This is a genomic window from Palaeococcus ferrophilus DSM 13482, from assembly GCF_000966265.1.
GTDB lineage: Archaea > Methanobacteriota_B > Thermococci > Thermococcales > Thermococcaceae > Palaeococcus > Palaeococcus ferrophilus.
This window is the reverse complement of record NZ_LANF01000019.1, coordinates 280,049-301,491: the sequence shown is the minus strand read 5'-3', so window position 1 is coordinate 301,491 and position 21,443 is coordinate 280,049. Positions and strand designations below refer to the sequence as shown.

Below are 21,443 nucleotides of genomic sequence, written 5' to 3'. Positions count from 1 at the left end.
AGTAATGAGCTTTGAAAGGGGGATTGGATGATGGGGAGGATAAACGGCAAGCTCGTTGAATTCATAGTGGAAAACACCAAGATTGACAGGGAGACAGTAATTAGGGTTCTCAAAGCGGAAGAGGTGTTTTTCGCGAGAGAGGTTGAGAATGCCCTGAATAGGCCAGGTAGCGGGAAAGACAGGAGGGGATATCCATGAAAAGGCAATTTCAGGCCATTTTCATGGTCTTTCTCCTTGTGATCTCCACGTTCTCATACCCTATTGTCACAGCCGGAAACCTTTACCCCCTGGAGCATAGTCCTACCACACCCCCTAAAAATTCACCTCCAAACCCGAAAGCTCTAAGTGAAGCCCAAAACTCCGCTCCCTCTCCCGACATCGGCGTTCATACCCTCGACTACGCCTTCGTAAACTCCACCCACATGAGGGTATACGCCAACGTTACAAACCACGGCGGTTCTTCCGGCCCCTTCAACGTGACCTTCGCGCTAATCCCAATTCAATCCCTGCCAACGCCCACGAAGACGGCCTTCAGCTGGCTCAACGTTTCGGACGAGATAGAGAACGCCACACTTGTCTCTTCAGGCGAGGTCGTCCACAACGGGAGTGCCGTGATAAAGGAGGACGACGGCTACTTCATCTACGAGCTCCCCTTCACGCTCAACTACTTCGGCAGGGAGATAACCAGAATTTCCGTAAGCACGAACGGGAACGTTGAGCTCCTTGAGAAGTGGGAAAAGGCCAGGATTAAGGACTATTACGGAACGCATTACGATGGGTATTATAGGTATTCGGACGTTCTCTTCCCTCTCGACGACGATCTTAAGACCAACGATGGCTACCTCGCGGTGGTAGGTTTTCCAGATAAGGTTGTCGTTGAGTGGTTCGGCTGCACGTATGCAGATGGCGATCCGTCCTCGAACCCCATTAACTTCCAGGTCGTCATCTTCAAGAACGGTACAATAACCTTCAGCTACCGCCTCCTCCGGTACTCTGGCTATGACTACGACCTCTTCTCGGGCTACTACTCTAAGGTCTCCATGGACGAGGTGGAGATAAACGCAACCGAGGATTCCACCTTTGTTCTCACCATTCCAAGCGTTGAACCGTCCTTCGCAAAGGTCCCTATAGGCTCCCTGGCCTCCAGTGGCTGGGTAGAGCCTTATGTGGTCGTCCCTATCCAGAACCTATACGCGGAAGTCAGGGCAGACTGGGAGGAAAAGCTCAACGAGACCTACAGGGGGGACAACGTCAAAGAGCTCCACGTCTGGCCCGGGAACTACGGGATTGAGAACGTTTCCATCGGGAAGATGGTGGTCGGGCAGAGTGTTGAGATAAACGCCACCATTTCAACGACCTCCCTTCACCCAGAAAAGGTGGAAATAGTCCTGCTGAGGAACGAAAGCCCGGTGCTCTGGGACTGGCTCTATCCTGAGGACTTCGTCAACGGCACCGCCCTCTGGAGCGGCCGCTGGCTCGTCCAGGGGGGGAACTACAACCTCACCCTCGCCATCCTGCCGGAGCACGACCTCAACCTCTCCGACAACTCCCGCTTCATGGGCACCTTCTCCTTCCCGAGCCCTAACTTCAGGGTGATCGGAATAACAGCCTCAATCCCGAGCTGTATCAATGATGAGTTAATAGTCAACGCCACCCTTATAAACGACGGGGAGGCGAACTGGAGCGACGGCTTCTACATGAGCTTCATAGTCGCCTACAATGACACAACAAGTGGAGTGGGTACATACGTCAGCTCTCTTCCTGCCAGTCAGAACACCACCGTTTCGGTGGCCATTAAGCTGAAGCCCGGAAGGCTCGAATGGATAGGGGTAATCGCAGACCCATCCAACAGGGTGGATGAGAGTAGAGAGGACGACAACACATACAACAGGACTTACGGGGTTGATATAGGCTATCCAGACTTCGTGATAACGAACATCTCGGTTCCCGCCGACCTGACGAGCGGAAACACCTACACGGTCAACGTGAGCTATGCCAACCTCGGCACCTGCTACATTGGGGACGTCTACCTCAAGCTCTACGAGAACGGCTACACCGAGGACTCAGCCTATGTTCCTGGAAACGAGAGCGGAATCGTGAGATTAAGGTTTTACCCATCCCACCTCGGCTTGGTTAACCTAACGGCAGGGATCAACCCCTATGGGGAGATTCCAGAGTCCAACTACTTCAATAACGGGCTCACGAAGATGGTCTTTGTCAGGGGACCGGATTTGGTGATAGATAACGTTACATTAGTGAGCTTCGACGGCATCGCCGGGAGCAGGGCGGTCTTCAACGTAACTGTAAGGAACGGTGGAAAGGCCTTCACCACCGGTTTTTACGTTGGGACGAGGGGAGCGCTCTGGGACGACTCCCGGTACATCTCCAGCGGCCTCGGTGAAAACGAGAGCACGTGGGTTCTACTCAAGCCGGCCCTCAACGGTGGGAGTTACAACCTAACCTTCAGGGCCGACGTTTACGACTACATCATGGAGTCCAACGAGAGCAACAACGACTACCTCTATCCGCTTGACGTACCTCTCCCGAACTTCGTCATAGCGAACGTCACCGTACCCAACAACACTGTTGGCAGGATTCCGGTTAGGATTAGGGTCATAAACAGAGGTGCGCCCTTCAACGTGACCAGCTACTCTCTACCTATCGTCCTCGGTCTCGCCGGCTCAAATTACTACGACTACATTGGGAGTTACGACGTGGGTGATGTCTTCGAGACAGGTGAGGTCTTTGAGACGGCTTTCTACCCCATAGTCCACCCGCCGGGAGGGGAAGTCAACGTTACCGTGAACCCGGAGAGGAAGGCATTGGAGTCATCCTACGAGAACTCTGTGGTCTTCAACTACACCACCGGCCACCCGGACTTTGTTCCCAAGGTACTCCTTCCTGAGAAGATTGAGGCCGGGGACAGAGTACCTGTAACGGTCGTGCTCTACAACAGGGGGAACGCCACCTTTAACAGCACATACTGGGATGCAAACGTCTGGGTAAGGCTCAACTATACGAGTGAAGCTGGGGACAGTTCCTCCTACCTCTCCTACTACGGCTTGATCCCGCCGGGGGGGAACGTGACAAGGACCTACAACCTCGATGTCCAGGGGGGCCTTAATGTCATCACCGCTACCGCAGACTACAACGACGAGTGGGAGGAACTGAACGAGACCAACAACGCTGACGAGATCAACTTCACGATCGAGAAGCCTGACTTCACGATAACGGGCATCTCCATCCCGGATGAAGTTCTGGACGGCACCGCTTACCTGTGGAAGAGTTATTCGCTAAAGGTGAACGTCACCAACCTTGGTGGAAACTTCACGGGAACGCTCTACCTTTACCTCTACGAAGATAATCACTACGAGTCAGGAACCTCAATAAACGGCCTTGCAAAGGGACAAACCAAGACCGCAACCCTAACCTACTACCCCGATCCAGGAAACCACAGCGTGAGGGTGATACTCGACAGGAACACCGGGTGGGTGGAGGTCAACGAGAGCAACAATGAGGAGGCCTTCAACACCTCCTTCGAAAATCCCGAGCTTGAACCCCTAGGAGTAACCTGGGAGCCATACAACTTCACATCCGGAGAGAACGTTAGATTTACGGTTTACGTAGAGAACCACGGACAGGCCTTTTACCGGAGCTTCTCGACGAGGGTTGAGGTATGGAACGGGAGCAGCAGAATAGCGTACGGCTGGGCATATCCAGGAGACTGGTACTTCGGTGAGAACGCCACAAAGGAGCTTACGTGGACATGGTACAACGCCAAACCGGGGAACCTCACCCTCAAGGTCATCACCGACTACTACGACAACATTCCTGAGGCCAACGAGGGGAACAATAACATGACGGCGGAGATAGGCTCCATCGGAACGCCGGACTTCTACGTTTATGGCCTGACTTTTGACGAGCCTGCCTACGGAAAGTACATCATGGTGAGAGCGAACCTCACAAACCTCGGGAATTCCATCTACAGACCCTTCAGCGTCGCTCTAAACGTCAGCGGGACTTTCTATTGGACGACGGTTTACGGAATAGAAGCAAACGAAACTAAGGAGATTAGGTGGAGCTTCTACATTTACCAGCTCGAAAACGTCACCTTCACCGCCATAGCCGACCCGAACAACCAGATAGTTGAGTCAAACGAGAGTAACAACGAGGTCTCCGGATGGGCCTACGTAGAGGCGCCGGAGTTTTACATAACCTCCTACCGCTGGGTGAGCGAGGACATCGCCAAGGGCTACCTGACCTTCAGGGTGAACGTCACGGACACTGGAGGAGACGACTACAGGCCCTTCTACGTCTCCATGTTCCTCGACAACGGGAGCTCGGCAAAAGCTTCCGCCTGGATCGGCTCCCTCATGAAGGGAGAAACCAGGGAGGTAACCCTGAGATGGCGCTTCAACGTTGGTGGAAGGCACAACGTCACGATAAAGGTTGATCCCTGGAACTACATCCCGGAAAAGAACGAGAGCAACAACGAGGTTACGATTCCGGTCAACATAGCCCTACCTGATCTCACCGTTGATAACGTCTCAATCCCTGAGCTCGATGCCAACAGGTATGCAACGATAAACGTGGCGGTGAAGAACGGTGGGAGCGTAAGTGTTGAGGGGAGCTTTTTCATAGCGGTCTTCGACGGGGATAGGTATATCGGAGGGGCCTACGTTGAGTCGCTGGGGGCCGGAAAGAGCAGAACGGTCGGCATAACCGTAAGGCCATATCCGGGGGAGGGGACGCTGAGATTCGTGGTTGACTACTACAATGCCGTCTTCGAGTCGAACGAAGACAACAACGAGCTCACCGTTAACGTCCACGTTAAGGCCCCGGACATAGAGGTCGTCTCCCTCTCACCGGGAAGCCCGAGCTACTCCGGAGAGACCGTGAGTGCAAGGGTTCTTATCAGGAACTCCGGAGACTCATCAACGGGGACGTTCTACCTCGCCATAAGGAAAGACTCCGAGACCCTCGGTGGCATCTACGTCCCCTCCCTAGCGCCTGGAGAGGAAAGGAACGTTACCGTAAACTGGACGGCAAAACCCGGTGCCTACAACCTGAGCGCAGTTGCCGACCCGGGTAACGCGGTGCGCGAGCTGGACGAGGGCAACAACATCGCGATAGCTTTGGTAAATGTCCCCGCACCGGACTTCACGGTCGTAACCGTCACCCACTCCGGAGACCTCAAAGTTGGAAACGTTATCACCTTCAGGATCACCGTGAAGAACATAGGCGAGAAGACCGGGCTACCGTTCTACGTTGGAGTCTACGCCAACAACTCCCTAGTTGCCCTGAAGAGGCTCTACGGCCTCGACTCAGGAGAAAATGCAACGGTAGAGCTGAGATGGAAAGCCAACTACGGAAGATACACCATGAGGGCTGTCGTTGATCCCTTTAACGAGGTTGAGGAGAGGGGTGAGGACAACAACGAGGCGAGCTTTAACCTAACCATAATTGACGACCAGCCACCCTACATCTTCCAGCTCTATCCGGAGAACGGCAGCTTCACGAACGAAGCAACTGTTGGAGCTTTCCTGAGGGACGAGGGGTCCGGTGTTGACACCTCGGCGAGCAAGCTTGAGCTCTACCTCAACGGAAGCCCGATTGACGGCACCTCAGGGTTCATAATGGGCTGGCTCATCTTTCAGAACTCAAGCCCGCTCGTGGACGGCAACTACACCGCGGTGGTTACGGCCCTAGACAAGGCTGGAAACTCAAAGCTCTACACCTGGAGCTTCGTCCTCGACAGGAAGGCACCTGTGATAGAGACGAACATCACCGACGGAGCCCTCTACAACGGAAGCGTTGTCCCGTGGGTGAGCGTCACAGACGAGAACCTCAGGGGGTACAGGGTGGAAGTCAACGGCGAGCCCTTCAGCGGAGGGGTCATAAGGACTGACGGAACCTACACGCTAACAGTTGAAGCCGTTGACAAAGCTGGAAACAGGGCCAACCTTACCCTGAGGTTCACGGTGAACGGAATCCCGCACCCGCCGAGCGGCTTAACGGCCAGCATAAACGGCTCCTACGTGGAGCTGAGCTGGCTTCCAAGTGGAGATTCAGATATAGCCGGCTACTACGTCTACCGCGATGGGAAGAAACTCAACGACGAGCCGGTTGAGGTCACCCACTTCCGCGACCTCTACGCGGGGAGCTTGAACTACAGCGTAACGGCGGTGGACTTCACCGGCCTGGAGAGTGATCCTGCCTACCTCTTCCCCGCAAGGCTCACCATAGGCACAGGAAAGCTCGTCACTGGCTATCCAGCGCTCGTGAACGTCACTATCGAGAACCTAGATGGTGCAGCGAACGGAACGCTGGTCCTAGAGCTCGTGGACATCTTTGGAGAGGTTATGGGGGCCGTTGAGAGGAACGTAACCCTGACCCCCGGAAGGACGAGCAAGGCATTTACGATAACCATCTCAGACGGCCTAGGCTCTCTGAGGGCAGTGCTAACCGTTGGGGGCTCATCTACCCAGACCGTTCTTCCGGTGAGGCTGGACAAGGCCGAAGAGCCCGTGATAACAGTCCACGACCTCAGAACGGGGCTTCCGGGGCTCGTTGAGGTAACCATCAAGAACCAGGGTTCGGCCCCGCTCGACACCTTTGGAGCGATTATCAAGCTCGACAACACCACCGGAGAAGCCATAGGTCCGCTTCCGCTCCTGCTGCCCGATGAGGAAGCCACGCTGAGCTTCCGCGTCGTGCCCTCGGAGAGGGGAACCCACGTACTCACTTTCACCCTCGGAGAAATAACTGTTGAGAAGAGCGTTGAGGTGAGGGACCCCGTCGTCAATCCTGTCATGGTCTCAACGAGGGACTTCGTGAGAGGAGCAAGGGCGAGAATCTACGTGACCTTCAGGAACACGGGTTCGGCCCCGCTGAGGGTCAACGCGGTTGAAGTTCTCGGGATGAGGAAGGGATATTCCATAGTCCTCCCGGCAAACCTCTCCGTTACAGCGTCCTTCGACTACGTCGTCCCGCTCGATGCCCCGAGTGAGATGGTCTTCAACGCCACCGTGATAACCGATGTCGGAGAGTTCACGAGAACCGCGATAGTTTCCACCGAAAAGCCTCCCTACAACGCCAACGTAACGGTAAGTCCTGTCTTCGAGGAGGGAAGAGAGATCACCATCACTGGCTTCGCCTACAACTCCAGCGGCTACCTGCCAAACGTCCTAGTCAAGGTCGCGATAGCTAGGGGCGGCTTCGTGAGGGAGTACGCGGTTATGACCGACGACACAGGGCACTTCAACCTCACCCTCACGCCCTTCCCGGGAGAGGCTGGACACTTCGTCGTTAGCGCAACACATCCAAGCGTTGTCGCCATAGAAAACGACGCGGAGTTCGACGTCGTGGGCCTGAAGGTGGTTCCAGACGTTTACAGGCTCACCGTTACCAAGGAGTTCAACGGCACCATAAGCGTTAGGCTCATCAACTACTGGGAGGACTCAAACGTCTCTGTTTCGGTCTCGGCCCCGCCGGAGTACAGCGTGGGCGTCCCCTCAAGACTTCTCCTGAAGAGCGGTACGAACAGGCTCGATATAGGGCTGGCGAGCACGAACGCGGTCAACGGCACGATAACTATCACCTTCAGGACGACCCAGCTCGGCCTAACGATAGAGAAGAACCTCACCATTGAGCTGAATGTTCTCCCGCCGGAACCGGTGGTAGTTACCGAGCCGAGGGTTCTCGATATAGGCGTCCTCACGAACGAGACAGTCAGTACATCCGTAACCGTCAGGAACGTGGGCTTTGACTCGCTGAGGAACGTGAGCGTTGGCTCTTCAATAGAATGGGTGAGGGTCGTTGCCAACTTCACCGAACTCAATCCCAAGGAGGAGAAGGCTATCTCCGTCTACGTCGCCCCACCGGCAAACCTCACGGGGACCTTCGAGGGCGAGATAACCATCAACTCCACCGATTACCGGACGATTAAAATCCCCATCAGGGTCACGGTCACGCCCAACGCCACCGGAATCATAAGGGTAATCGTGATGGACCCGAACGCCACGAGATTAGCCAACACTGAAGTTGAGATTTACAACGGCTATGCCCACTTCCAGGGGGAGACGGACGAAAACGGTACTATAACCTTCACCGACGTTCCTATGGGAGACTACAAGCTCTTCGTCTCGAAGGAGGGCTACTACACCGGCAGTAAGACGGTAACTGTAGATGCCGGCATCGAGAAGAACGTTAGCGTCGTTCTAATGCCCTCGATCCTCGAGGTCGAGTGGGAGGTAGTGCCCGTAACGATTCAGGATGTATACTACGTCAGACACGAGATAGGCTACTCCACCCACGTCCCAGCGCCGGAGATAAAGAGCTACGGCGGCGACATGGAGGTTTACATAGACTACGAAAAGCTGGCTGAGGCGGGTGTCGTCGAGCTTAGGGGTCAGCTGGTGGTAACCAACACCCACCCCTACGTCTCGGTATTCAATGTAACCTTCGAGAGCAGCGGAAGCCACTACATAGACGTCAAGTTCGCTGTCGGCAGGATAGACGAGCTGAAGCCTGGCCAGACGGTCGTGGTTCCGTACGTGGTGAGGATATACCACCACCGCTCTCCGCCGATGAACCCGTGCCTCCACGAAACGAAGGTCTTCCAGCTTAAGGCGGGTGTCGTCTGTGTCGAGGAAGCGGGGAAGATAACCCTCAAGGCCCAGAAGGTGCATCAGATAGTCGTCAAACCAACGTGCGACGGCTGCTGGAAATCCATGGCCCTGCTGAGCGGAAAGCTGGCCTTTCTGTTCATCGGTCAGAAGATAGGGAACGCGCTTGGCAACATAGACGACACGAACCTCGCGAACACCGTGGCCGGCGAATCAATGAACAACCTTGAGAGCCTCTACGATGCTTATGCCCAGTTTGCAATGAACCCGACGGCGAAGAACTACGAGAACTTCGCCAAAACCTTCAACTCCGTCAAGAACAACCTCGCCCAGCTCCTGGCCGGCCCGTTCGCCACCAATCCAATTGTGTACAGGCAGATATACAACGAGATATCCTCCTACCAGCTCACGGTTGTGAAGGACTCGAAGGGGAACGTCATCGGCTTCGGCTCAACGATGAGCGCCAACCCGACCTACGTCTATGGAATGGGGGTCGTCAGCATCACGAACGGCCAGATCAAGGTTGACAGTAAGAAGGCCGCTGGCATCGCCACCAACCTGCTCTCAGGAGCGCTCTCAAAGCTCGGAAGCGTCGGGTCAAGCGTTGTGGGTGCCCTCAACGTCCTCCAGCTTATTGACAAGGCCGTAAGCGACCTGACGCCCTACCTACTCCAGGCAGGACTGAACTGCGCAATCTGCCTGATGCACAACGACTGTAGCCCACCGACCGGTACCGCTCCCAAACCCATCCAGATCATAGCGAGCGGCTCCCTCTACGGATACACCGTCACCTACGCCGGTGGCGGCGGTGGAGGTGGCGGCGGAACCAGCGTGGGACATTTCGACTGTAAGGGCCTTCCAACGGTCCACAAGTCCTCAAGCGGCTCGGGAGGCTCGACCAAATCAATAGGCTGTCCATCATGCTCTGTCCGGGCCTTCGGGAAGACCGGAAGCGTTGCCGGTGGAAAGATTTGCAAAGCCGTTAGTTTGAGACCCATCGATTCACCCCGGGATCTCAAACCCCTCCAGCAGGACGGCGACTATCCGAGCAACACCCTCCACATGTGCGTTGACCTAATCCTGACTATAGAGCAGAGGGTGACCTTCGAGAGGCAGGCCTTCAGGGCTTCTCTGAAGTTCACCAACACCAACGGCAACTACAGCCTTGAGAACGTGAACGTAACTGTGCTGTTCTTCGATGCCGAGGGCAACGAAGCGAACGAGGAGTTCTTCCTGAGGCTCGACGAGGAGAGCGGGCTAACGGGAACTTCCCTCGGGCCTGGAGAGACGGCAAGGATGAGGTGGCTCATAATCCCGAAGGTTGGTGCGGCGGAAAGGTTCAGGACGCGCTACTACGTCATGGCGAACATAACCGCTAGGGTCGGCAACACGACGCTCGTCTACGAGACCTGGCCGGCGGTGATAGAGGTTGACCCCGTCCCACAGCTCGAGCTCGACTATATCATGCCTACGAAGGTCTACGGCGATGACCCGTACACGCCCGAGATAGAGCCGTCCGTGCCGTTCGTCTTTGGAGTTAGGGTTAAGAACACAGGCTACGGGGAGGCGCGGAAGCTGAGGATAGAGTCCGCCCAGCCGAAGATAGAGCGCTCGAACTATCCGGGCGTTTACATAGACTTCAGGATAATAGGAACGCTCGTCAACGGGAAGAAGGTTCCGAACAGCCTCACCGTGGACTTTGGCGACCTCAAACCAGGGGAGAGCTCGACAGCAGCCTGGCTCATGACGGCTCAGGTGACGGGGGACTTCACATACTACAACGCGACCTTCAGGCACAGCGATGAACTCGGAGGCAACGAGACGTCGCTGATAAAAGAGGTAAGAACCCACTGGCTCTTCAGGGCCTTCAACGATACAGCGAACGACGACGGCATGATGGACTTCCTCGTTGATGATGACCGCGATGGAATTCCGGAGATGATACTTGACTCGAACGGCGAAAACTTTGCGGTATTGGCCGTTAACTTCACAGAGGAGGAAGAGAAGGGCTTCATGAAGGTGATCCCCCAGATCTCCACGCCCGACTGGTACTATCTAAGCGTTCCGGTTACCGGCTACACGAAGGCAGTGAGGAGCGACGGAAAAGAGCCAGTTGCCCAGTGGATAAGCAACGGGGCACTCCACATACTCGACGCCGGAACTCCGGAGTTCTACGTCCTCAAGGGCAACAGGAAGCCCGTTCCGGTTATAACACCTAGCGAGCAGATAATAGTGAACAGGACTGTTATCTTCGATGCATCCCTCAGCTACGACCCGGATGGGGAGATAACAAGATACCTCTGGAGGATAGGAAATGAAAGCTTTGAGGGGCCTGTGCTCAACTACACCTTCACCAAGCCCGGTGCCTACAACGTAAGCCTGACGGTCTGGGACGATGAAGGCGACAACGCCTCCGCTGTGAAGACTCTAACAGTCTACCTCGGCCCGGAGTTCGTGGAAAACCTGACGGTGAGCCCCGAGTGGGGAATAGTGCCCTTCAACGTGACGGTCAACCTCACGATAGCTAACATCGGCGACACCCCCGCAAACTACACCGCTAACTTTACCCTCGATGGCAGGACTGTAGAGTATCTCACCATTGAGACCCTCCCGGGGGAAAGGAAGTACTTAACTACGGCCATCGAAATAAACGAGCCCGGAGAGCACAGGGTTGGAGTCAACGGAATGGAAAAGATTGTGGAAGCCTATAGAGCCATAGAGAACTCGAGGAACGAAAGCTATGTCTTTGAGAGGGACTTCGGCCATTATAATACGACGTCATGGGGAGCATTTAAGGCGAACTTCGCGAACTGGACGGCGGAGAGTCTCGCCTCAATACCCGTGAACGCGAGCGGTCTGAACGTCACCCTGATGAACGCCACCGAATGGATGCTTCTGAGCTATTCGGAGAACTTGGGGAACACCTACGGCTGGATAAACGCGACCTACGCGAGGAACGTCACGGTGACCGGAACGGCCGGCTGGAACTATATGACTTTGACAATCCATCAGAGGGTTGACGTATTCGCGAACGCCACTAAGGTGGCCGACTCAGAGCCCCCGGTGATTCACGTAAACCCGGCGAGCGGGATTTACGAGACAATTCCGATCTTCAACGTAACCGCCTGTGATGAGAGCAACGTCACCGTATGGGGCGAGGTCGGCAACACCACGAGGAATTTTGACCTTATTGCCAAGGAAGGGAACTGCTCCATCTGGACTGGCACTCTACCGCTTTCGCCCGGCAACAACACCGTTGTCATCTTCGCGGAGGACGAGTACGGAAACAGGGCAAACGAGACCCTCTGGGTGTACCTGAACCCGAGTGCCCCAATTATAACGATAGAGAGTCCCCTTGAAGAGGTTTACAACACGGAGCAAGTGTGGGTGAACTACACTGTGGTGAACACCGACCTGCTCGGTGTCAGGGCGTACCTCGACGGTGAGTTGCTGAGCGAGAATGCCAGCCTTTCAAGGAAGGTCACCCTTGACTACGGGTGGCACAACCTAACTATCATTGCATGGGACGTGAGCCACAACGTCAGCAAGACCGTCCTCTTCAGGATAAACGAGCCTCCTGCTGTAAACTTCACGTGGAACGCGAGCTACCTAGTTGTGAGCTTTACCACGAACGTCAGCGACCCGGACGGCATAGTCAGATACCTCTGGGACTTCGGCGATGGAGAGATAAGCAATGAAGTCAACCCCGTCCACACATACCCAAGAGGCGGCGTTTACACTGTTACCCTAATCGTTTGGGACGTCTACAACCTCAGCTCGACTGTTAACAGGAGCGTTGAGGTGTTTGCGAACGTCACAATAGCGAGAAACAAGAACTACGCCTTTGAGAGGGACTTTGGGTTCTACAACACCACCTCATGGGAACCGTTCAGGGAAGACTTCGAGAACTGGAGTGAGACGGTGCTGAAGGGCATCAACATCAGCACGGCAGGCTTTGATAAAGTTTACAGCGTCTCCATGGAAAACTGGAGTCGGGTTTCCCTCATCGAGAACCTCAGTCATGGCGCCCCCTCAGGCTGGATAAACGCGACCTACGAGAGAACCATTGTAGTCCACGGGAGAATCGGACACAACGAAACGAGAATGCTTCTCAACCAGCGGGTCAACCTCTTCGGCAGCGCAACCCACATCTCAGACACGGAGCCTCCGGTAATAATGATACTCTACCCGGAGAGCACCACCTACGACACCAACGTAACCGAGATCAGGGCGGCCGTGGAAGACGAGTCGGAGATAAGGTGGGTCAAGGCCCTTGTAGACGGTTTCGAGTACAACATGACCTTCAACGGTACGTGGGTAGCTTCAGTGAACGTTGGAGACGGCAATCACACCCTAACCGTCGTTGCATCGGATGTCTGGGGCAACGTTGGCAGCACCTTCATTAACTTCACCATCAATACCAGCATCAGGGTAATACATGGGAACAACAGCACGGTCTTTGTAATCCCCGGTGAAGCAAATACTGAGGTACACTATGGAAATGGGACCCTAGTGATTGGATGGAGGTATGGGAACGGCAACCTGAACTTCGAGTTCCCCATAGGCATGAGTGTGTGGATAGACGCGGGGCCCTACTGCAGATTGTGGAGTCTAGTGAGGTTCAGGGCGAAAATATACCCACTGGGAAGTTCGGAATGGATCGCCAGAGACGGGACCACAGTTTACAGAATGTTCTCGGAAAGGATGAGGGTTACTATTGAAGAGAGAGGATACACTGTCCTCATGATCCCCTTAAACGGCAGGGAAGTCGTCTCGGTAACGCTGGAGAAGAACGGCAAGAGGTTGGACCTTGGGAGGGATCCAACGGCGGAGAATTACTATGGAACCGCAGGGGGGTACATCTACATTGTGCTTAGGGGTGACCCGGTGGTGGAGGTTGTCCTCAGACAGTTTGACCCGACGCTAACCGCTCAGTACCGTTCCGAAATGTGGATAGGGCTAGGCTTCTACTGGAAATACCAGTACTCGGAGCTTATGGAGAAATTCGAGGAGCTCTCTGAAGGCTTTGAGGGGCCGCAAGACGTTCTCCAGAACGCTATCACACTCCACGAAGAAGCAAGGAATTACTTTAGAATGGCGGGGGACTACTATCCCACGAACCCGGTGTACTACGCCATATACATGAGAAAGGCCTACATTCTCGAAAAGAAGGCGGTCGGAGTCCTCATGGATTACTCCTGAGGGTCGGTCTTTCCCTCTTTTTGACCCTAAACGATTTATACGATGGCGACAGAACTTCTAAGGTGGGAGAGAGCCATGGATCTCCGATCACTCCTCCGCATACTCTCCAGTGAGGCGAACCTTAGGATACTATCCCTTCTCAGTACGAGGGCCATGAACCCCCGAGAGCTGGCCAGGCTCCTGAATCGGGACGAGAGCGACGTTTCCAGGAGGCTGAGGGTTCTTGAGAAGGCCGGTCTTGTGGAGGGAAGATGGGGCCGCGTTGGCGGCAAAAACGTCAGGATGTACTCTCTAAAGGTTGATGAGCTGAAGATCCGCTTCAACCCCGGAGAGATCCATGTCGAGGGCAGGGAAGAAGAATACACCCTACCCTTAGAGGAGGAAAGGCCGAGTGTTGGCGTATTTGTCGGCAGAGAAGAGGAGATTGAGGAGCTCCAAAACAGGAGAGAGGCTGTGCTGGTGGTGTACGGCATAGCCGGTATTGGGAAGACCACTCTAGTCGCGAAGGCGTTCCCTAGAGCATTTTGGCACCACGTTACGGGAACGGAGGGCGTAGAACACTTCTTCTGGAGAGCCGGGATGTTTCTGCAGTCGCTGGGGCGTGGTGAGCTAATAGAGTACCTCCGTACCGGCGGAAACGATGAAAAAACAATTCTGGAGCTTCTGAAGGAGGGGGTAGAAAACACAAACGCAACCATAGCAGTGGATGACCTGCACCAGTGCAACGACGAGGGCTTTTTCAGGGTTTTAAGGTTCCTGGCCAGGAGAATGAGAAGAGGGAAGATTGTAGTCACGTCGAGGATAAAGCCACCACTAGGCGTTGAGGGTGTTTTTTATCTCAGACTCCGGGGACTCAGGCCGGAAGAGGCCTATAACCTCGCCCTTCTCAGGAAGGGCTCCATAACGCCCGGAGAGTTCGCCGAGGCCTACAGGATAACGAAGGGCCACCCCCTGGCGCTCAACCTCCTCTTCGAGAGCACCGCCAGAGGGGAAGCGTGGGGAAGGGAGAACTTCTTCGAGTTCCTCTTTGAAGAGGTCTACCGCTCCCTTTCCGAACCGGAAAGGAGCCTTCTCGGAATCATGTCGCTTTTCAACGACCCGATTGAATACGAGGCCCTTAAACGACTGTACCCTGGCAGGGGGCTCTTTCCCGCACTCCATTCTCTCCTCAACAGGGGGCTAGTGGAGCGGATCGGCGAGGGCTACGCCGTGCACGACCTTGTGAGAAGCTTTGCGCGCGAAACCTCAAGCCTTTCGCCTGGTGATTACTACCTCTCCTACGCGGACTACCTCCTGGAAAAAGACTCTCCAGAAGCGTTTTTAAGAGCCTTCAGGTACGTGGTAAGGGTCAATGCTGCGGAACGCTTTAAGGAGCTGACCGGAATAAGGCTCAGGAGGTTCAGAGAGGTCGTTGTTGAGTTCCCCAAGACGTACATGAAAATACTCCAGGAGGCGGAGGATAATCCGTACATAGAGGCTGAAAAGGCAGAGATAGAGTTCCAGAGGGGCCTTTTTGAGAAGGCCGAGGAGAGGTGGCTCCGTGTCAAGGACGCACTCGGCGGAATCCAGAAGGCCAACGTCCTGACCTTTCTGGCTGACCTGTACCTCGAGAAGGAGGAGATTGAAAAAGCCAGGGAATACCTCGAAGAGAGCAGAAAGCTTGCCGAAGAGCTCAACGAGCCCCTTGTCTGGCTGTGGCACGTGATGGAGGAGACCAAGTACCTCTACTTTGCCGGCCGTATAGAAGAGGCCCTGGAAAGCGCGTTCAGGGAGCTTGAGTTTGCCCGGAAGGCAAAAGCCGGCCCTGACACAGAAGCTCTGGTTCTTCTTCACATCGGGGACATCCTCGGCGCCCTTAAAAGGAACGAGGAGGCCCTCAGGTATTACCTGGATGCAAAGGAGCTCTGCGAGGCACATAATGTATCATTCAGGGCGAACATAACGTACTTCGAGCTCGCCAAATCCTACTACCACCTAGGGCGCTTTGAAGAGGCTTCCCACTTCGCCAGAAATGCAGCAGAGTACTTCCTCAGAGTGAGGAACTACCGCAGGGCGGTGGACTCGCTCGCCTACCTCGTCGTATCCTTGATAGGACTCCGCGCCCTAGACGAAGCGGAGAAAGAAGCGCGTGAGATGGTGAAGATAGGGCAGGCAACGAGGTACCCCCTCTCATGGGCGGGCTACATATTTCTGGGGGTTATAGAAGTCCTTAGAGGAAAAGACGGTGGTAAGTACTTCAAACTCGGAAAGGAGCACCTAAAAGATAAGCTCTGGTTATACGACGCCATCATGGAGGAGCTCGGGAAGGTCATTGACCTGGACAAAATTCCAATAACGTCCAGGTCTTAGACCATGGAGCCGGGTGAGTAGTTCGCAGGTGCCCCTTGAATCCCCAAAGGGTTATAAGCCGGGGAGGGTAGGGGCGAGCATGATGGTTGAAAAGATCACCTGCTGGGGTCATGAGAACGTTAGGGCGACTCACCGCTCTACGCTTGAGTTCACGAAGGAGGACTACCTAACCCCAAGGGGAGACTGCATCCTCTGCATAAAGGCCGATAAGGGCATGGACGACCTGAGCGAGGAGTTTAAAAGAGCGCTCCGGGAGGGAAGGAGGCTCAGAATAGTGATACGCGCTGGAGACATTGAGGATGAGGTGATAGCGTGGGGCGATGAGAGGCTTATCCTAAGCCACCCTCTCTCGATGGTGGTGAGAAAGAGCGAGTACGTGGACGGGAGAACCCTTGCCCTGAGGGCGAACAAAGCTGCCAAGGACATAAGGAGAGACCTCGTGGAGCTCCTGAAGAGGCCCGACACGCAAGTGGAGGTCGAGCTCATAGTGGAGTAGTGCAAAGAGTTTTTAAGATGAAGCCCGAACCTTCGTTAGGGTGACCTAAAATGAGGAGAGCGGTGTTTCTGCTGATGGTTCTTATCTTACTGTCAGGGATTCCCTGGGCTAGGGCGGAGAAGCCCGTCGTGATTGTGAGCATAGCCCCGCTCGGTGAGATAGTGAAGGAGGCCCTTGGAGACAGCGTCGAGGTGGAAGTACTCGTTCCGATGGGCGTTGACCCGCATGAGTACCAGCTCACCCCCGAGCAGGTGGAGAAGGCGAGAAGAGCGGCAGTCATAGTGACAACGGGCGGCCACCTCCCCGCGGAGAAGAAGCTAAGGGAGCTGGAGGGAAATGGAGAAATCGAGGCAAGAGTCCTGTGGCTGGACGATTACACGCGCTACGGCTTCCGCTTCCTCAACAAGGGGTGGATGGAGGGAAGGAACGAACACGGAACGTGGATGGACCCCACGAACGCGCTCGCGATAGCCAGGGCAACCGTGGAGGCGCTGAGTGAGGCAGACCCCTCCAACGCTCCCTCCTACATGGAGGCCTATTCCTCCTTCGAGAAGAGGGTGGAGGAGATTGTGGATGCGTACTCTGAAGTCTTCGAGAGGCTCGGAAAGGAAAGCGCGGTGGTTGAACTCCCGGCCCACCAGTACGTGCTCGAGTGGATGGGGGTGGAGAGCGTCGCCGCGGTCAAACCCGAGGAGGAGCTACCGGCGAGGGAGGTTGATTCCCTCCTTCCGGTGGCGGAGAAAGCGGACCTGATAGTCTACACCTCTTCCTCGCCCGATTCCCTCAGGGAAGCGGCCCTTGAGCTCTCAAAGCGGAGCGGAAAACCCATAGCGGATGTTACCTACATGTGGAGTGGAAAACCCTACACCACCGTCCTGGAGGAGAACGCCGCCTCCGTCATAGCTGCCCTCGCGAAGGGAGAAAAGGAAAGGGTTGTGAGGGGGAGCGGCGGACTGAGCCCCATTTACGTGCTCCTCGGCGGCATCGTGGGGCTCACCTTCGGGTTCGCGATAGGCACCTTCCTCAGGGAGTGATCACCTCTTTCTTCCAAACCTCAGCTTTGCCGTCATTATCTTCTCCGTCGTGAAGAACCTCGCCGTTATGTAGAGCATCACAAAGGAGAGGGTTCCGAGGTAGAGGACGCTCAAGTACATCCCGGAGTAGTCCGCCGTTAGCATTGCCCTCGAGGCTATTACCGGGTGGCTGAAGGGTATCGCGAGGAGGATGTACCTTATCGCCGTTGGAAGGGAGTTTATGTCCGCGAACATCAGCACGAAAGTCGGGAAGGCGAGGGGCATTATGCCGGCGCTGACAACGGTGTTGGCGCTCTTCGTGTCTTCTGCGAATATGGCCAGGAGCATGGAGAAGCTTAGGGCGAAGAGAAGCGCCAAAAACATGATGATGGCGAAGAGGGCCGCTCCCTGGGGTGTTACCGAGAGCCCTATGTCGGCCAGGCCTACGGACGTCTCCCCTCCGCTCAGGGAGCCGAGGTAGGAGCGCATGCCCACCATATAAGCCACCGCCGCTATGAGGCCTATCACGCCCGTCCCGACCATCTTGCCGCCCACTATGGCCATCCTGCTCACGGGGAGAGTTAGGAGTGTTTCCAGCGTCTTGTTCTCCTTCTCCGCCGCCATGGTTCCCGCGGCCATCTGGGAGACCAGTATTATCATTATGAATATGACTATGGGTATTGAGAAGGACTGCGCGGCGAGGACGTTCGCAACGAGCGAGGGCGGCACGTCCACGACCCTGCCCTTGATAACGGAGTAGCTCTTCGGCTCTATCGGGTGGAGTACCGCCTCCGGGTCGCCCTCGAGGAGGCCCTTTATCTTGAGCTGGGCGAGGTACTCGTTGAGTACATTCACAACCGCCTGAATCCTGCCCTCGCTCACGCTCTCGCGCATTCCCATGCTCATCCCCCTGAAGATTCCGTAGGCCTCGATCACGGCCTTCCTGTTGGACTCTATGCTCGCGGAGAAGTTCGAGGGGATGACGATTATCATGTTGTACTGCCGCTCCTCGGCCTCGCGCATCGCGTCCTCCAGCGTCGAGGCCTCTATCTCCGTCACCGTGATGTTGGGAGCGAGCTTAAGGCTATTGATGAGCAGCTGGCCGTAGGAGCCCTCATCGAAGTTCGCTATGACGACCTTCGTCTCCTCCTGCGCCTGCTCGAAACCGACCTGCATGAGGTTGCCAAGGGCCGGGTAGATTATCAGGGGCACGATGAGTATGCCGAATATGAGGCCCTTGTCCCTGAGCATGTCCTTAAGCTCTTTCTTCACGAGCACCCAGAAGTCCGACATCAGTAGGCACCCCCCACGGGCTCTTCGAGCTTCCTTCCCACGACGGTCATGAAGACCTCCTCGAGGTTCTCCGCGCTGTATTTATCCTTAAGCTCCGCCGGTGTTCCGCTCTCCACTATCCTGCCGGCCTCGATGAGGGCAACCCTGTCGCAGAGGAACTCCACCTCGAGCATGTTGTGGCTGGAGACGAGGAACGTAACGCCCTTCTCGCGGGCAAAGCGTCTTATGGTCTTTCTTATCTCGTAGGCGTTCACAATGTCCAGGCCGCTCGCCGGCTCATCAAGTATAGCTAACTTCGGCCTCACCATGAGGGCCCTCGCGAGGAGGAGCTTCCGCGTCATTCCCTTCGAGTAAGTGGACACCTTGTCCCCGAGGCGCTCCCCCAGGCCGGAGAGCTCCATTCCAAGCTCAAGCATCTTTCTGGCCTTATTCTCGTCCTTCGCGTAGAGTCTAGCCATGAACTGGAGGTACTCCCTGCCCGTTAGATTTTTGTAGGCGCCGGCCTCCTCGGGGAGGTAGCTTATGAGGGCGCGGACTTCATCCGCTTCATCAACAACGTCGTGGCCAAAGACCTCCGCCCTCCCACCCGTTGGTTTGAGGAGCGTTGCGAGGATCTTGAGCGTGGTGCTCTTTCCGGCACCGTTTGGACCTATGAGGCCGAAGATTTCGCCCTCTTTAATCTCAAAACTTATGCCCTTCAGGGCCTTAACCTTACCGTAGTCCTTCTCAAGGTTCTCAACTTTAACAGCGGGCAGTTTCACCACCTCCCATCCATACGTTTGGCATCAGAGTTAGGTACGTCCCGATGAAGACAACCACCATTCCGGGGAGGTAGAGCCCCTCAACGCCTCCCGTGGACAGCACAACATCCCTCAAGCCGCTCCAAAGAGCGTGATAAAGCACCGATACCGCCAGACCGCCACGGTGGTAGAAGTAGGCGAAGAGAGAGGCATGAACAAATGCCCCAAGCAGGTTGGCGATGAACTCAACCATCCCTCCCCCCAGCACGAGCAGGAGTGGGGCATGCCACAGCGCCCAGACCCCGTTGTGAATCCAGAGGGCCCTCATGGGGGTAAAACGCTCAACGAGAACCGGGAACAGGTACCCCCTCCACCCCACCTCCTCGCCGTAGGCGTATATCACGTAGAGCGCAATCTGGAGGAGTAGAGCCACCAGAGCGTGGATTGCGCCCTGTCCCATGAACCACCTCCTGAAAGCAGGGGAAGCGTAGAACGCCGGAAGAAATACCACAATGCCAAAGAGCGCCGCCTTGAGGAGCTCGGAACCTCTCCTGAGGGTGATGCCCGGATAAACTCCCCCCTCGAGGTGGACAACCACAAACGTCCCCAGGGCCACCGCGAGCATGGAGGCATGAGGATATCCCATAAACTGAAGGGGCCACGAGAGGGCAAACACGACAAGGAGGAACTTCAGCATCACGGTTCACCATCGTAGATGAAGATGTCTTCAATTTTAACTTTGAAAAACCTTGCCATCCTGAAGGCGAGCCTCAGCGAGGGATCATACCTGCCCTTCTCTATCGCTATTATCGTCTGCCTGGTTACGCCTAACGCCTTCGCAAGCTCCTCCTGCGTGAGGCCCTTCCACTCCCTGAGCTCGCGGAGCCTGTTGCGCATTCACATCACCCGCCCATACCAGTACTGGGAGACGAGGAGCACGAATGCACCCACGGCCAGGGGGATGAGGAGCATGGTTGCCGTTTCAGTGTTCCCTTTGCTGTACTCCCAGAGGTATTCTGCAAAGAGAAGGGCGCTCATCAGGGCGTAGGCGTTCCTCGTGCTCCTGGCGTTTATCATCTCGGTTCTCTCGTCTTCTATCCTCTCCACCCGAGAGTTGTAGTACCAGTTAAGGGCGTATGTCAGCGAGAGACCTATTAGGAATATCCCGACCGCAAGCAAGCCCCTCCCCGACTTCGTAGAGTAGGCCAGGCCGATCACAATGCCGGCTATCAAAACCGCGAGCAGGCCTTCGTACTTTAACATCACATCACCTCCTCGTAGTGCGCCCTCGCGAAAAGCGGGAGGAGGGCTATGATTGCCAGAAAAAGCCCGCTCACGATGGAGGCGCTCTTCCAGAATGGGTCGCTCTGGGAGATTATGCTCGTTGAGACAAAGGTGAGCGCTATGGTGAAGCCGAGGACGCGCATGGTCAGGGCGTAGCTCTTCTCCTCGATCACCTTAATCCGCTCATCAACGATTACCTCTCCAGTTCTTTCGAGGTAGCGTTCGTAGGCTGTGGCGATGATGGCTCCAAGGAAAAGGCTCCCAACGGCAAGAGCCACGCTTTTCCTGTTGGAGGCTTCAACGAACAGTACGAGGAGGAGAACGAATATCACACCCCACCCGAGCCAGTGTTTTGTCTTCATGGCATCCACCGTGTAAAGTTTCCTTTACGTAAAGCTTCCTTTACATGTATATAAGTGTTTCGGCGGTGTAGGGGCGA

The 21,443-nt window shown here is 55.5% G+C and carries 11 protein-coding genes; 5 read left to right on the top strand and 6 right to left on the bottom strand.

The window, feature by feature from the left end; all coding sequences use genetic code 11:
• Positions 1 to 27: 27 nt before the first annotated feature.
• From PFER_RS12320 to PFER_RS11320, 5 genes are all read left to right on the top strand, one after another.
• Entirely contained in the window at positions 28 to 198 is a 171-nt protein-coding gene (locus PFER_RS12320; RefSeq protein ID WP_170218370.1) for a hypothetical protein, read from the top strand.
• Positions 195 to 13,829 carry a CARDB domain-containing protein gene (locus tag PFER_RS11335; RefSeq protein WP_281175731.1) on the top strand — a complete coding sequence of 4,545 codons (13,635 nt, stop codon included), beginning with the start codon at positions 195 to 197 and terminating at the stop codon, positions 13,827 to 13,829. The genes PFER_RS12320 and PFER_RS11335 overlap by 4 nt, the downstream gene beginning before the upstream one ends.
• A 75-nt stretch (positions 13,830 to 13,904) precedes the next feature.
• Positions 13,905 to 16,178, top strand: coding sequence for a helix-turn-helix domain-containing protein (locus PFER_RS11330; protein WP_048152460.1), 2,274 nt, complete (start codon positions 13,905 to 13,907; stop codon positions 16,176 to 16,178).
• A gap of 79 nt (positions 16,179 to 16,257) precedes the next feature.
• Positions 16,258 to 16,674 carry a DUF371 domain-containing protein gene (locus PFER_RS11325; RefSeq protein WP_048152688.1) on the top strand — a complete coding sequence of 139 codons (417 nt, stop codon included), beginning with the start codon at positions 16,258 to 16,260 and terminating at the stop codon, positions 16,672 to 16,674.
• 50 nt (positions 16,675 to 16,724) lie between these two features.
• Complete coding sequence (locus PFER_RS11320; protein ID WP_048152455.1) at positions 16,725 to 17,708, top strand: metal ABC transporter solute-binding protein, Zn/Mn family; 984 nt, start codon at positions 16,725 to 16,727, stop codon at positions 17,706 to 17,708.
• Here the strand turns inward: PFER_RS11320 and PFER_RS11315 are convergent, their stop codons facing one another.
• From PFER_RS11315 to PFER_RS11290, 6 genes are read right to left on the bottom strand one after another with little or no spacing between them, the layout of a single operon-like run.
• Entirely contained in the window at positions 17,709 to 18,980 is a 1,272-nt protein-coding gene (locus PFER_RS11315) for an ABC transporter permease (protein WP_048152450.1), read from the bottom strand.
• A complete protein-coding gene (locus PFER_RS11310; RefSeq protein ID WP_048152686.1) occupies positions 18,980 to 19,735 on the bottom strand; it encodes an ABC transporter ATP-binding protein in 756 nt (251 codons plus the stop codon). The genes PFER_RS11315 and PFER_RS11310 overlap by 1 nt, the downstream gene beginning before the upstream one ends.
• The gene (locus PFER_RS11305; protein ID WP_048152445.1) at positions 19,722 to 20,417 is read right to left on the bottom strand and encodes a CPBP family intramembrane glutamic endopeptidase; all 696 of its coding nucleotides are present in this window, start codon (positions 20,415 to 20,417) and stop codon (positions 19,722 to 19,724) included. Before PFER_RS11305 ends, PFER_RS11310 begins: the two co-directional genes overlap by 14 nt.
• On the bottom strand, positions 20,417 to 20,617 hold the full coding sequence (locus PFER_RS11300; protein ID WP_048152440.1) for a helix-turn-helix transcriptional regulator: 201 nt from the start codon (positions 20,615 to 20,617) through the stop codon (positions 20,417 to 20,419). The genes PFER_RS11305 and PFER_RS11300 overlap by 1 nt, the downstream gene beginning before the upstream one ends.
• Positions 20,618 to 20,983 carry a DUF2178 domain-containing protein gene (locus tag PFER_RS11295; protein WP_245612557.1) on the bottom strand — a complete coding sequence of 122 codons (366 nt, stop codon included), beginning with the start codon at positions 20,981 to 20,983 and terminating at the stop codon, positions 20,618 to 20,620. It lies immediately after the preceding gene.
• Complete coding sequence (locus PFER_RS11290; RefSeq protein WP_048152432.1) at positions 20,983 to 21,366, bottom strand: DUF2178 domain-containing protein; 384 nt, start codon at positions 21,364 to 21,366, stop codon at positions 20,983 to 20,985. The genes PFER_RS11295 and PFER_RS11290 overlap by 1 nt, the downstream gene beginning before the upstream one ends.
• Positions 21,367 to 21,443: the final 77 nt, after the last annotated feature.